The organism is Mycobacterium sp. (assembly GCF_004298145.1).
Lineage (GTDB): Bacteria > Actinomycetota > Actinomycetes > Mycobacteriales > Mycobacteriaceae > Mycobacterium.
In genome coordinates, this window is sequence record NZ_SCRH01000017.1 from 1 (window position 1) to 13,669 (window position 13,669).

The window sequence follows — 13,669 nt, forward strand, 5'->3', positions numbered from 1 at the left end:
CGCGCACAACGGCACCGCGACCACAATTATCACCGTTAGTCGAGAGCGCAGAGTTTCCGATCAGCTGCCCGACAGAGGATCTCTACGGTGCCCGTTTGACCGTTGACGCGAACTTCGTCGCCGGTTCGGATGAGTTTGGTGCCATTCTGCGTATTGACAACGCACGGCAGGCGAAGTTCACGCGCAACAACGGCCGCGTGACTGAGGGCCCCACCGATGTCGACGACGAGCGCGGCCGATATGAACATCACCGATGCCCAGCCTGGATCGGTAAACGTCGCGACGAGGATTTCGCCCGGTTCGACTTCCTCAAAATCGGGGTCGGTAAGGACACGGGCCGTACCGACTTTCACACCCGGGCTAACGCCGATTCCCGAAACGATCGAGCTGTCCACCGACAGGTCGGCGTGATCGACCTCAGGTGGAGAACCTGTCCAATGCGAAGGGAGGGCAGAATACCCTTGGTACAAGTCCCTTTGAGTGCGTCGCTCATCTATCAGTTCCCGAACATTCGATGGGATGCGACCGAGAAATTCGTCGGTTGTGAGGAAGAAAATATCATCGGGGCATGCGATGTCGCCCCGCTCGGCGAGACAAACACCGGCGCGGCGAGCGGCGGCTCGGGCGACGTCGAATGCCATCAGGAAGCTTTCTTTGGCTGCGCCTCGCAGTGGAATCCGTCGGGCGGCCAACCACAGGATCGCCAACGCGGCAGGTCGTTTCGCTGGCGTCAACGTGCCGAGAAGCTCGCGGGTCAACGCGGCTCTGCGCCGGCGGTGTGCCCTGTCGGCCAACCCGGGGTCGGCGTCATCATCGAGTCGGGCATACCGCTCGAGGAGCGCGATGAGCGGGCCGGGGTCCTCACGCCATGTCTCACTTTTGAGTTCACCTTCGGCCGGTCCGTGATAGCCGTAACGCCGTTGCACTTCGTTGATGTCACATTTGCCTCGCGAGGCATTCCAGATACCGTTGATGAGACCGGCGACCTCCGGGGAACCTGAACCGCTGAAAACCCCGGTGTCGCCGACTCCCGTGCGTTGTGTCAACGTTTCTACCGCTTCATACAGGGGTTGGACAACGGCCAGCGTGGTCATCGCCTGGAGGGCTACCGCCCGGTCAAAACGCCGCCACGCCAACCGGAATGACGCCAGCGCAGCGGCTAAAGGAAGCTCGGGTATCCGCGCACACTCCCGCAGGTACCAGTCTGTGGTCCTCTTGTTGACCCGCCGAATGCGGCCGCTCATCGTGGCCACGAGATAAGGCACCCGCAGCGCTACCATCGGATAGCGTGACCGGGTGGGGTGGTACACCATCCCTTCGGGCGTGCGGCCCAGCATCGCCGCTACCGCTCCCTCGCCGGTTGCGCCGGGAAGGCGGTCGCCGATGACGGCAAAAATGCCCACCTGCACGGCAACTCGGCCGTAGAACCTTCGCATCAATGGTGATCGAAGCGGGGACGGCAGATCGCCATCACGTTCGGCAGCGGTGATCACGCCGATCCGAAACATCGTCTCGCGCGTGGAACGCTCGATCGTTTGAGTCCACATCGAGGCGCTAAGAGGGGTCTGCACACCCGGAATGACTTCGGCAAAGTTTGAACTCGTCCATGTCAGGTCACCCGCCGGGTCGTTGTAAGAGTCCACTGCTATGTCATACAACATTCCGAGACAACGTGTATATTTATTCGTGACCCCGCGCGACTCAACGCTAGTTGGAGCCGAGGACGCGCGTGTTGATTCCTCTTCGACAGAGCGGTGGAGCTGCGCCATCGGCGGAAGGATGCGCCATGACAGTGGAGAATCGGCAGACGCCTTGGTGGGAGAGCAAAGACTCGATTTTCTTCGAGCCCACTGCGGCGGACGACTTTCTGCACCCCGACGCCAACGCGCGGGTCGAAGGCGACTCGGTCTCGGAGACTCAATACTTCGGATTCAACATCCCAGACAAGCGGATCTACGGCCTCCTATACCTATGGCACCACCCCAAGCTCGGTGTGGTCCTAGGCGGCGCCTGGGTGACGCAGGGGTTTGTGCGCCACAACTTGCAGTCTCAGGTCTTCGATTTCGTCACCTACGAGAACGATCGTTGCCTGGCACAGGACTTGCATGACGTCCGTCTCTCTAACGGATACCGCACAAACGTCATCGAACCACTCAAACGGCACAGAGTTCGCTACGCCGATGACCGTCGCGGCAATCACATCGATCTCGAGTTCGAGGCGTTGATGCCGCCCGCACTTACCAAGGGCGGGTTGCACTTTGAACAGGGGATGCGTGCAGTGGGGACGGTGACCTTGGCGGGGGAGGCGCACTCGGTCGACTGCTTCAATGTCCGCGACCGGTCCTGGGGCGCCGTGCGCCCCGAGCATATTCAGCCGTTTGCCCCGTTCACGTGGATGAACTGCGTCTTCGGCGATGACCTGATCTTCGCCTGCACGGCGCTGGACACACCCGACACCAACCCCGAATGGGAAGACACCTTGCCGCGCCCGGTGGAGGACAGCCTTATCAACGGCTGGGTCTGGCGGGACGGCGAACTTGTCGCGATCACGTCGGTCACACGAAAGCTGACCCGTCGCGATTTTGATTCCTTACTCCCGATGTCCGCCGAGCTGGCATTCGTGGACGCACACGGACGCGAGTACAACCTCAGCGCACAGACTCTCGCAGGTGGAAATTGGCGAACCTGGCAGAACTTCGACGCGGCGTACTGCCTGGCGCGCTGGGAACTCGACGGTCGGGTGTCCTACGGCGATTTCCAAGAAGTGCAAGGTGCGGACTACATCCGCCACTTCATGAGACGCCCGCCGCAGCTGGGAAGCGTCTCCCAGACGTGAGGCCGGTGTGACGGGTGGCCGTCATAGCCAAGTTCCAACCCCGCCATCCGTCTGGGCCCCAACGGACTTAGTCACCGTTGAACGATCGTTCTCTGAGCAGCAGCTCGACCTCCGCGGCGAGGTCGTCCAGCGTTTTACCTGGCGTGTCCGGGTGAGTCTCCTGATGCCGGACGGCTCCGAGGAGCAGCACGGTGTCGACCAGGATCCATGCGGCGAACACGAACACGATCAGCCACCAGGCGAGCAGGCCGTTCCAGGCAAATGGGCCGGTCTTGAAGAAGTAGATCAACGAGGCGGGGAAGAACATCATCACGATCCAGAAGTTGAAATAGCCGGCCCAGCGGGGGAACGCCGGTACCGGCCGAGCATCCTTCAGGATCGCTGCGCCCATCACGAAGCCCTGGACAACCGCAGTCGACAGGATGCCCAGGAACGGCAGCCAGGCCAGGTCATTGAGGCGCTGAATGATCTCCGCGTCCCCTTCGGGGCGGAATGCAGCGACCTGCCAGAAGGCGCACGGGAAGATCAGTTCGAGTACCAGGCACGCTCCGCACATCAGCATGGTGTAGGTCAGCGGCGAGGTGCGGCCCTCGATCCGTTTCATCTGAACTGCCCACGCCGCACACCACGGGAGCATCAACGCTCCCGCCAACATGTTGATGAGCATTCCGATACGGATACCGGAGGTGTTGCTCGCGAAGAACTCCTTGATCTCCTGCGGACCCAACTGCGGTGACGGCGGCGGAACGAAACGAGCGATGCCCCAAAAACCGAGAAAAAACAAGGCGACCCAGGCGAAACCGAGGTAGGCGCTGATTTTCTGCGTACGAATGCCCATGAGCCCTTTTCCTTGCCTAGAGGTCAGGTTCTCGCGCTCCTCATCGGCGCGGTCGGGTAAAGGTTACGGAATTTTCAGCAGTCGTGTCTCATATTTGCAAAGGGCGTGGTGCGTCAGCCAAAATACCCTGTTAACGATCGCTCACGACACGCACGAGGGAGCCACTCAATGAATGAAGCGTTGCCTTCGATTGACGAGCTGAGATGGCCGGACCCTCTGCATGAGCACAGCGCTGCGCGGACCTACTGGACCACGGTCAACGTCGGCGAGGCGATGCCGGGGGTGCCGACGCCCCTGTCCTGGTCGATATTCGCCATCGGCAACGAGGTGTCGGTGCCGCGCACCTATTTTCGGATGGGTGTGTTTGCGCGCCGGGAGATGGTGCGCGCGGAGCGCATCGACGACCGGTTCGCGGCGGTGTTCTACGGTCGTGCGGCGATGAACGTGACCCGACTGCGCGGGGTCGCCGACCTGACCCCGGGCACCTCTGGTGACGCGATGGAGGCACAGCTGCTCGGTTCGGTGCGCAGCGGCGTCGCCAGCCATAACTCCTTGCGCCGGTTGCCCTTCGTCGCTGTGAAATTTCCCTTCGAAGCAGCCCGTCTGCCGTCCCAGTTACGCAACCTCTACACCGATCAACATCGCTGGTGGTCCGACGAGACCAGTGGTGTCCGCCCGCGCGACAGCGTGGCACTGCTCGCCGACGCGGTCGAACGCTTCGACAGCGCGATGTGTGTCCACGTCATCGGTGTCGCCGTCACTCAGGCGCTCTTCGACCAGTTGAGCCGGCTTGCCGAAGTCGCGGGTGAACCGGGGCTGATTAATGAGTTAGCCGGTGGTTACGGCAATTTCGAGGAAGCCGATATGGTGACCGCGTTGTGGCAGGTGTCGCGGGGCCTGCTCTCGGTGGACGAATTCGTGTCGCGCTACGGGTTCCACGGCCCGGAGGAAGGAGAGATCTCCGCGACCTCGTGGCGCGAGGATCCGAATCAGGCGAGCGTCATCGCCAGGAAGTACGCGGACCGCGGTGTCGAGGATGGGGCCGCGGCCCAGGATGCCAGGCGCGCGCGCCGGGTGACGGCCGAACGGAAGCTGCTGGCCAAATTACCTGCGGCTCAACGCATCAAAGCCAGAATGTTACTGCGGCTCGCCCAGCGATACCTGCCCCTTCGCGAAGTCGGCAAAGCCGCCTATCTGATGGCGCTGGATGTCGCACGGTTCGCGGCGCGCCGCCACGGCGAGGAACTGGCGCGCTCAGGCGAATTCGCCGCCGCCGATGACATCTTTTCGTTCACCGCGGACGAGGTGTTGCGCGGTCTGGCGGGTGACGCCGACATCGCCGACGTGGCGGCATGGCGCAGAGCCAAGCGTAGGGAGTACCAATCCCTGATCATCCCGGACCGCTGGGAGGGTAACCCCGAGGCGCAGATCGCCACCGCCGGTGCGCATGCGCAGCCCGGTGATGTCATCACCGGGGTGTCCATCACCAACGGTGTGGTGGAAGGGTTCGCCCGAGTAGCCGCCACACTGGACGTCGCCGAGGATCTCGAAGAGGATGAGATCTTGGTCTGCGAGGTCACCGATCCGGCATGGTGTGCGCTGTTCCCGCTGGTCGCGGGCATGGTCGTCGATATCGGTGGGCCGTTGAGCCATGCTGCGATCGTCGCCCGCGAGATGGGTATCCCGTGCATCGTGAACACCAAAGATGCCGTCTCGCGCCTGTCGACAGGCATGCGGTTGCGCCTCGACGCGTCCAGCGGAACGGTCAGCGTTCTCGAAGCGGTGCCGCCGAGGAGTCTGAGGGTCAACACCTCCGGCTGAATCCGTCAATCGCGGACGCGGAGCACGACCTTGCCCTTGGCGGTGCGGTTCTCCAGGGAGGCGACCGCGGCCGCGGCTTCGTCCAGCGGGTAGGTCGCCGGCGCGGGCGGGGCCAACTCCCCCGAGGTGAGCAGTCGCTCGAGCCCGGCCCACTGCTCGGCCAGCGCGCCCGGATGCGTCCCCGCCCACGCGCCCCAGCCCACACCGACGACGTCAATGTTGTTGAGCAGCAATCGGTTTACCTTGACGGTGGGGATTTCACCACCGGTGAACCCGACGACCAGCAGTCGTCCGCCGGGAGTAAGCGAGCGCAGGGAATCGGTGAACCGGTCGCCGCCGACCGGGTCGAGGACGATGTCGACGCCGCGGCCGTGGGTCAACTCGTGCACCGCGTCCTTGAAGCCGTCGGCCAGCACCACGTCCGTCGCGCCGGCGGCCGTGGCGATATCGGCCTTGTCCGGCGTGCTGACCACGGCGATGGTGCGCGAGGCCCCCAGCGCAGGCGCCAGCCGCAGCGCCGAGGTCCCGATGCCGCCGGCCGCGCCGTGGACCAGCACCGACTCGCCGCGCTGCAGTCGGCCCCGCACGGTCAGCGAGAAGTACACCGTCAGGTCATTGAACAGCAGGCCGGCGCCCGCCTCGAAGCTCACGTTGTCGGGCAGCTTGAACACCCGGTCCGGGGCCAGCACCGCGACCTCGGCCATGCCGCCGGACAACATCGTGAGCCCGACCACCCGGTCGCCGGGACGGACGTGCGCGCCCTCGGGGGCCGATCTGACCACGCCGGCGATCTCGGCGCCGAGCACGAACGGCAACTCCGGTCGGTATTGGTAGAGGCCCCGGGTGAGCAGGGCATCCGGGAACGCCACCCCGGCGGCGTGCACGTCGACGACGACCCCGTCACCCGCCGGCTCGTCGATGTCGGCCAACTCGATCGCGTCTGGACCATCGAGCCGCGTCACCCGTACCGCGCGCATGCCACCTCCGTCGTCATTGCACTCGAGATAAGCGCTCGACCAGCCTACTGCCGCCTCAAAAACCGCCCGCGACCCGCACCACCGCCCCGGGGAGAATTTGCCGGCGCGCACCTGATCGATCACCCCGGCGCAATCCACCCGCCCACCCGGCGCGCCTTGCCGAGCGGCCGCGGCCCGGCGTCGGGATCGGCGGGCAGCCGGCCGATAACCTCCGCGGCGCCAAGGGTTTTCAGCCGCTCGGCGGCCTCGTGACCACAATGGCGCCCGCCGCCGGCATCAGCAGTAGATCAGTCCGGTTCGCCGTACTCGTCGAACCAGTACGCCAGTTTGCCGCGGCGACTCACCGCACGGAGTCTGCGTTCGGTGGGGGCACGCGTCTTGGGTGTGGTGACGATGAGCAGTTCATCGCCGGCCTGGATACGGGTGTGGGGCGCGGGGACGAACGTGCGGCCCTTCCGGATGATCAGGGTGATGACACTGGGGTCCGGTAGCCGCAATTCGAGCACCGAGACGTTGTGCAGCCGGGACGGTGGCGACACCGTCATCGTCAACAGTTCGGCCTCCAGCACGTCCAGGGGAGCCGCCTCCACCTGGATCTCACGGGTGGCCTCACCGGAGATCAGCCCGAGCTTGTGGGCGAGCAGGCCCAACCCGGGACCCTGGATCAGGGTGAAGACCACGACCAGAATGAACACGATGTTGAGCAGCCGATAGCTGTCCGCGACACCTTCGACGATGGGAAATGTCGCCAGCACGATCGGGACCGCGCCACGCAAGCCGGCCCACGAGAGAAACACCTGCTCGCGCCACGGCACCCGGAACGGGGCGAGGGAGATCAGCACCGAGAGCGGCCGACCGAGCAACAGCAGCACCGCGCCGACGACGATGGCCGGTATCAGCTCGCCGCGCAACTGGCTCGGGCTCACCAACAGACCGAGGAGGACGAACAGCCCGATCTGGGCGAGCCAGCCGAGCCCTTCGGCGAAAGACCGGGTGGCCGAGCGATGGGGCAAACCCGAGTTCGCCAGCATCACGGCGGACAGATACGCGGCGATGAACCCGCTGGCGTGAGCGCTGGCCGCCGCCGCGAACGCCACCATGCCCAGCGCAAACGTCGCCAACGGATAGAGCCCGGAGGCCGGTAGCGCCGCCCTGCGCAGTGCGAACGCGCCGAGGAGCCCGCTGAACAATCCGACCGCAACCCCGACGACCAGCTCGTACACCACGCCGGTCGCGGCGGTTCCCGGCGCAAGGGTCAGCGGCGTCGTGCTGAACATGAGCACGAGAATCGCGGCGGGCGCGTCATTGAATCCGGACTCGGCCTCGAGGAGCCCGGCGACGCGCCTGGGCAACGGCAGGACGCGCAGCACCGAGAACACCGCGGCAGCGTCGGTGGGCGAAACGATGGCGCCGAGTAGCAGTGAGAGCTGCCAGTTCATGCCGAGCAGCAGGTGCGCGCCCGCGGCGGTGACCATCATGCTGACGCCCACCCCGACGGTGGCCAGAACACCCGCAGGCGCCAACAGTTTGCGGATATCGGCAAACCGGGTCGTCAGGCCGCCCTCGACCAGGATGACGGCCAGTGCCGTCGTGCCGAGGTCGCTGGACAGTAGAACGTTGTTGAATTCCAGCCCCAGCCCGTCGTTGCCGAGGGCGACGCCGACCCCCAGGAACAGCAGCAGGCTGGGCAACCCGACTTTGGCGGCCACCCGGGTCGCGACGATGCTGGCCAGCAGCACGAGCCCCCCGACCAGCAGCGTCACGTACAGCTGCTGCAAGGTCATATTCATCGCCGTTCGGTCGCGGCTCGGTCAGCAAAGTCGGGTTGTGTGCGAGAGAATCACTAGTAACACTAATGACAAGCTGGGTACACGCTGAACGGCGGTCAGGAGAGTGGACGTGCGCATCGGGATTGCCGGCGCGGGGGCGGTCGGTCGGTCGGTCGCGCGCGAGCTCCTCGAGGCCGGTCACCGGGTCTTGCTGATCGAGCGCAACGTCGACCACTACGCACCGCACACTGCGCCCGAGGCGGAGTGGTTGCTCGCCGACGCGTGTGAGCTGGTTTCGCTCCAAGAGTCCGGACTGCAGCTGTGCGATGTCGTCATCACGGCCACCGGCGATGACAAAGTGAACCTCGCGGCGGCGTTGCTGGCCAAGACCGAGTTCGGGGTCGCCCGAGTGGTGGCCCGCGTCAACGACTTGAGAAACGAGTGGCTGTTCAGCGAGGCATGGGGCGTCGATGTGGCGGTCTCCACGCCTCGCGCCATGGTGGCCGGAGTCGAGGGGGCCATCGATGTCGGCCACCTCGTGCAGTTGATGGGCCTTGCGCGTGGTCAGGTCAACCTGTCGAAACTGACACTGCCGGCGGACAACCCGCTTGTCGGCCAGCGGGTTTGTGACCTGGCCCTGCCGGAGAACACCGCATTGATCACCGTGCTGCGCGGCGCCAGCGTCATCTTGCCGCAGCCCGACGACGTGCTCGAGGCCGGCGACGAAATGTTGTTCGTCGCAAGCAGCACCGCCGAGAATCAGGTCCGCGCCATCATCATGCACGGCGCCCCGAACCGGTCAGCACAGTCAGTGAAATCCCGGCTGCCGACGTGAGAGCGGACCTCTTCTCCGCACGTACCAGGCAATCGGCGGTATCCGGTGAGACATCCGCCGGCAGAGTTCTGCCCCAACGCATGCCACCCGCCTGGAACACGTTCTAGTCTGTGAAACCATGGGATTTCTGAAGCCCGAGCTACCGCAGCTCGACATGGCCGAATGGAACAAGGGCAGCCGCAGCGACAAGATCCGCCCGATGGCCAAGCACTGGGCCGAGGTCGGCTTCGGCACGCCGCTCGCACTGCACCTGTTCTACGTCGTCAAAATCCTGCTCTACATCCTTGGCGCGTGGCTGTTCGCCTCGACCACCCGCGGTCTCGGCGGGTTCACGCAGGTCGCGTCGTGGTGGTCGGAGCCGATCGTGTTCGAGAAGGTCGTGCTCTACACGATGCTTTTCGAGGTGATCGGTTTGGGCTGTGGCTTCGGGCCGCTGAACAACCGGTTCTTCCCGCCGATGGGCTCTGTTCTGTACTGGATGCGCTTCGGCACCATCCGGCTGCCACCGTGGCCGGACCGCGTACCGCTGACCAAGGGCACCAAACGTACCCCGATCGACGTCGCCCTGTACGCGCTGTTTCTTCTGGTGACGCTGGCGGCGCTGTTCGCGGACGGCACCGGGCCGATCCCCGAATTGGGAACGACGGTCGGGCTGTTGCCCGCATGGAAGGTCGTGCTGATCCTGCTGCTTCTGGCGGTGGTCGGGCTGCGCGACAAGGTGATCTTCCTGGCCGCGCGTGGTGAGGTCTACGCGATCATGGCGGTGACGTTCCTGTTCGCCGCGCCCGACATGATCGTCGGGTCCAAGGTGGTGTTCCTGGTGATCTGGATGGGCGCGGCGACATCCAAGCTCAACAAACACTTCCCGTTCGTCATCTCCACGATGATGTCCAACAACCCGCTGGTGCGGCCCCGCTGGCTGAAACGGCGCTTCTTCGAGAAGTTCCCCGATGATCTGCGGCCCGGGCGGCTGTCGCGGTGGCTGGCGCACCTGAGCACCGCCATCGAGATGCTCGTGCCGTTACCGCTGTTCTTTTGTCACGGCGGCTGGCCCGTCACGGTGGCCGCCGTCGTCATGGTGTGTTTCCACCTGGGGATCCTTGTCTCGATCCCGATGGGCGTGCCGCTGGAGTGGAACGTCTTCATGATCTTCGGGCTGTTGTCGTTGTTCGTCGCGCACACCCACATCGGCCTTGCGGACCTGAAGCACCCGGTGGTGGTGGCGATCCTGTTTGTCGTCATCGCGGGAATCGTCTTGCTGGGCAACATGTTTCCCCGCAAGATCTCGTTTTTACCCGGGATGCGTTACTACGCCGGCAACTGGGACACCACGCTGTGGTGCATCAAACCGTCGGCCGACGACAAGATCGGCAGGGGCGTCGTGGCGATCGCCAGCATGCCGCAGGCCCAGCTGGAACGGTTCTACGGCAGCCCGGAGGCGGCGCAGATTCCGCTCTACATGGGATATGCGTTCCGCGGCTTCAACACTCACGGCCGGGCGCTGTTTACGCTGGCGCACCGCGCCATGGCGGGACAGAACGAGGACGACTATGTCCTCACCGACGGCGAGCGGGTCTGCAGCACCGCGATCGGCTGGAACTTCGGCGACGGCCACATGCACAACGAGCAACTGATCGCCGCGTTGCAGGAGCGCTGCCACTTCGAGCCGGGCGAGGTCCGCGTCGTGCTGCTTGACGCGCAGCCGATTCACAAGCAGACACAGGAGTATCGGTTGGTCGACGCGGCGACCGGTGAATTCGAGCGCGGCATCGTCCGCGTCGCCGACATGGTCACCCGCCAGCCCTGGGCCGACGACGTTCCGGTCGAGGTGGTGACGGAGTCGCAATAGGTCCGCGAGCGTAACCGCACTGCGAAATAATCGCGCGGAAATCGCAGTGGGGTTACGCTCGCGAAACCTTAGGCCCCGGCGCGAACCTCCTGCGCGGCGGCGACCATGTTCTTCAGCGACGCGCTCACCTCGTCGGAATTGCGGGTCTTCAACCCACAGTCGGGGTTCACCCAAAGGCGTTCCGCGGGAACGGCCCGCAGCGCCGCGCGCAGCGACTCGGCCATCTCCTCGGTGCTCGGCACCCGAGGCGAGTGGATGTCGTAGACGCCCGGGCCGACGCTGTTGGAGAAGCCGATCGAGTTCAGGTCGTCGAGCACCTCCATGTGCGAGCGCGCCGCCTCGATCGACGTCACGTCGGCGTCCAGATCGGCGATCGCACCGATCACGTCACCGAATTCCGAGTAGCACAGGTGGGTGTGGATCTGCGTGGAGTCCGCGACACCGGAGGTGGCCAACCGGAAAGACCCTACGGCCCAACGCAAATAGTCGTCCTGGTCCGCGCGACGCAGCGGCAACAGCTCACGCAGCGCCGGCTCGTCGACCTGGATGACCGCGATGCCGGCGGCCTGCAGGTCCACGGTCTCATCACGAATGGCGAGCGCCACCTGGTTGGCGGTGTCGGCCAGCGGCTGGTCGTCACGCACGAACGACCACGCCAGAATCGTGACCGGACCCGTCAGCATGCCCTTGACCGGCTTGTCGGTCAGCGACTGCGCGTACTTGGCCCACTCCACCGTCATCGGGTGCTGGCGGATCACGTCACCGTAGAGGATCGGCGGACGCACGCAGCGGCTGCCGTAGGACTGCACCCAGCCGTTCTTGGTGGCGAAGAAGCCGTCCAGCTGCTCGGCGAAGTACTGCACCATGTCGTTGCGCTCCGGCTCGCCGTGCACCAGCACGTCGATCCCGAGGCGCTCCTGCAGCTTGATGACGTCGGCGATCTCCTGCTTCATCCGCTTCTGGTACTCGGCCTCGTCGATCTCGCCGGCGACCAGCGCGGCGCGGGCCTTGCGGATCGCGACGGTCTGCGGAAACGACCCGATCGTGGTGGTCGGCAGCGGCGGCAGCTGCAGCCGCGCGTCCTGGCTGGCCCGGCGCGCAGCCGCGTCACCCCGGTGCGCACCGGACGCCACGATCGAGTCGATGCGGGCCCGGATGCGGTTGTCGTGCAGGCGCGGGTCGCTCTTGCGGGAGGCCACCGCGGCATTGGAGGCCGCGATGTCGTCGGCGACGGCGTCGCGCCCCTCGCGCAGGGCGCGGGCGAGCACCACCACCTCGGCGACCTTCTCCTGTCCGAAGGCCAGCCAACTGCGCAGCGCCTCGTCCAGTTCGGACTCCGGCTCCAATGAGTACGGCACGTGCAGCGTCGAGCATGACGTCGAGACGGCAACGCCGGCAGCCGAACCCAGCAGGGTGGCCAGCTTGCCCAGCGCCGCCTGTAGGTCGGTGCGCCAGATGTTGCGTCCGTCCACGACACCGGCCACCAGAATCTTGCCGGCCAGTTCGGGCACCGCGGCAACGGCGGTGCCGGCTCCGTAGACCAGGTCGACGCCGATCGCCTCGACGGGCGTGCGGGCCAATCCGGCCAGCGCCGCACCGGGATCACCGAAATAGGTGGCGACGTAGATGGACGGCCGGTTGCTCACCGCGCCCAGCTTGTTGTAGACGGCCTCGGCCAGCGCGGGCGCGTCGGGGGAGATGTCGGTCACCAGCGCCGGCTCGTCGAGCTGCACCCACTGCGCGCCGTTGTCGGCGAGCAGCGACAACAGCTCGGAGTAGATGGGGACCAGTTCTTCGAGTCGCTCGACGGGTGCGCCCGCGCCGTCGACGCCCTTGCTGAGCAGCAGGAAGGTCACCGGCCCGATGACGACCGGCCGCGCGGGAATACCCTGTCCCAGCGCCTCTTTCAGCTCCGAGAGCACCTTGTCCGGGTTCAGCGCGAACTTCGTGGTGGGTGCGATCTCGGGAACGATGTAGTGGTAGTTGGTGTCAAACCACTTGGTCATTTCCAGCGGCGCGACGTCGGAGTTGCCGCGCGCGGCGGCGAAGTAGCGGTCCAGGTCGTCGAGCACCTGCGCGGCACGGGCCGGCAGCGCGCCGAGCATCACCGCGGTGTCCAGCATCTGGTCGTAGTAGGAGAAGGTGTTCACCGGCACCGAGTCCAGCCCGGCGGCCGCCAGGCTCGCCCAGGTGTCGCGGCGCAGTGTCGCGGCGACGGACTCCAGTTCCGATCTGCTGGTGCGGCCGGCCCAGTAGCCCTCGGTGGCGCGCTTGAGTTCGCGTTTCGGGCCGATGCGCGGCGAGCCGGTAACCGTGGCGGTGAATGGTTGAGAGGTCACGTTTTCGTCCTTTAATCAACGGTCTGGTCACCGCCGGCGGACGCGAAGCCGAACCATCTCGGCGGGTGTACCACCGGCACACAAACCTCAACGGTTGCGGTCGAACGCCCATTCCACGAGGCGATGAGCCCGCCGAACGCGGCGCGTCCGGCACAGCCGGCAGGTCTTCGGACTCGCAGGCACGCACCGGGTGGTGCTCCTAATGGCCGTCGCTTCCCAGTCTTTGAAACCTTGTAAGACCAGTGCTCGTGACGGCGGTCGTTCCTGCACACCGCTGCGGGACAGTCCCGGACTCTCACCGGGGTTCCCTCTCGCGAAGCATGGCTAACATGTCTCGCTCGATGCCGGCGCCACGTCGTGCGGCGACGGCAGACCAGCTGCGTAGCGCAGCCTACCCCGCTGGTG

9 protein-coding genes and 1 riboswitch are annotated in these 13,669 nt (G+C 65.5%); of the genes, 4 read left to right on the forward strand and 5 right to left on the reverse strand.

Annotated features, from left to right (window positions below):
* Positions 1 to 35: 35 nt before the first annotated feature.
* Positions 36 to 1,643: a PEP-utilizing enzyme gene (locus EPN51_RS06990; protein ID WP_293039125.1), complete on the reverse strand. Its 1,608-nt coding sequence runs from the start codon at positions 1,641 to 1,643 to the stop codon at positions 36 to 38.
* A 143-nt stretch (positions 1,644 to 1,786) separates the two neighbouring features.
* Between EPN51_RS06990 and EPN51_RS06995 the strand changes: the two genes are divergently transcribed.
* Positions 1,787 to 2,836 (forward strand): hypothetical protein, encoded by a 1,050-nt coding sequence (locus EPN51_RS06995; RefSeq protein WP_293039128.1) that lies wholly within the window; start codon positions 1,787 to 1,789, stop codon positions 2,834 to 2,836.
* Positions 2,837 to 2,903: 67 nt separating this feature from the next.
* On the opposite strand, the gene EPN51_RS07000 is transcribed toward EPN51_RS06995, so the two are convergent.
* Entirely contained in the window at positions 2,904 to 3,674 is a 771-nt protein-coding gene (locus EPN51_RS07000; RefSeq protein WP_293039131.1) for a hypothetical protein, read from the reverse strand.
* 168 nt (positions 3,675 to 3,842) lie between these two features.
* Here EPN51_RS07000 and EPN51_RS07005 point away from each other — a divergent pair, with 168 nt between their 5' ends.
* Positions 3,843 to 5,495: a PEP-utilizing enzyme gene (locus EPN51_RS07005; protein WP_293039134.1), complete on the forward strand. Its 1,653-nt coding sequence runs from the start codon at positions 3,843 to 3,845 to the stop codon at positions 5,493 to 5,495.
* Between the two features lie 5 nt (positions 5,496 to 5,500).
* Here EPN51_RS07005 and EPN51_RS07010 read toward each other — a convergent pair whose 3' ends face one another.
* Both EPN51_RS07010 and EPN51_RS07015 read right to left on the reverse strand, forming a co-directional pair.
* Positions 5,501 to 6,472, reverse strand: a complete 972-nt coding sequence (locus tag EPN51_RS07010; protein ID WP_293039137.1) for an NADPH:quinone oxidoreductase family protein — start codon at positions 6,470 to 6,472, stop codon at positions 5,501 to 5,503.
* Between the two features lie 287 nt (positions 6,473 to 6,759).
* Positions 6,760 to 8,256, reverse strand: coding sequence for a potassium/proton antiporter (locus tag EPN51_RS07015; RefSeq protein WP_293039140.1), 1,497 nt, complete (start codon positions 8,254 to 8,256; stop codon positions 6,760 to 6,762).
* 115 nt (positions 8,257 to 8,371) lie between these two features.
* Between EPN51_RS07015 and EPN51_RS07020 the strand changes: the two genes are divergently transcribed.
* Together EPN51_RS07020 and EPN51_RS07025 are read left to right on the forward strand one after the other, a co-directional pair.
* Positions 8,372 to 9,076, forward strand: coding sequence for a TrkA family potassium uptake protein (locus EPN51_RS07020; RefSeq protein WP_293039143.1), 705 nt, complete (start codon positions 8,372 to 8,374; stop codon positions 9,074 to 9,076).
* Positions 9,077 to 9,194: 118 nt separating this feature from the next.
* Positions 9,195 to 10,925, forward strand: coding sequence for a DUF3556 domain-containing protein (locus EPN51_RS07025; protein ID WP_293039146.1), 1,731 nt, complete (start codon positions 9,195 to 9,197; stop codon positions 10,923 to 10,925).
* Between the two features lie 68 nt (positions 10,926 to 10,993).
* Here the strand turns inward: EPN51_RS07025 and metE are convergent, their stop codons facing one another.
* The gene (gene metE / locus EPN51_RS07030; RefSeq protein WP_293039149.1) at positions 10,994 to 13,264 is read right to left on the reverse strand and encodes a 5-methyltetrahydropteroyltriglutamate--homocysteine S-methyltransferase; all 2,271 of its coding nucleotides are present in this window, start codon (positions 13,262 to 13,264) and stop codon (positions 10,994 to 10,996) included.
* A gap of 140 nt (positions 13,265 to 13,404) precedes the next feature.
* Positions 13,405 to 13,628, reverse strand: a riboswitch (cobalamin riboswitch).
* Between the last annotated feature and the right edge of the window lie 41 nt (positions 13,629 to 13,669).

Excerpts from the sequence above, each read along its gene's own strand:
- EPN51_RS06995 (WP_293039128.1), top strand. The coding sequence starts at position 1,787 with ATGACAGTGGAGAATCGGCAGACGCCTTGGTGGGAGAGCAAAGACTCG.
- EPN51_RS07000 (WP_293039131.1), bottom strand. The coding sequence starts at position 3,674 with ATGGGCATTCGTACGCAGAAAATCAGCGCCTACCTCGGTTTCGCCTGG.
- EPN51_RS07005 (WP_293039134.1), top strand. The coding sequence starts at position 3,843 with ATGAATGAAGCGTTGCCTTCGATTGACGAGCTGAGATGGCCGGACCCT.
- EPN51_RS07010 (WP_293039137.1), bottom strand. The coding sequence starts at position 6,472 with ATGCGCGCGGTACGGGTGACGCGGCTCGATGGTCCAGACGCGATCGAG.
- EPN51_RS07015 (WP_293039140.1), bottom strand. The coding sequence starts at position 8,256 with ATGACCTTGCAGCAGCTGTACGTGACGCTGCTGGTCGGGGGGCTCGTG.
- EPN51_RS07025 (WP_293039146.1), top strand. The coding sequence starts at position 9,195 with ATGGGATTTCTGAAGCCCGAGCTACCGCAGCTCGACATGGCCGAATGG.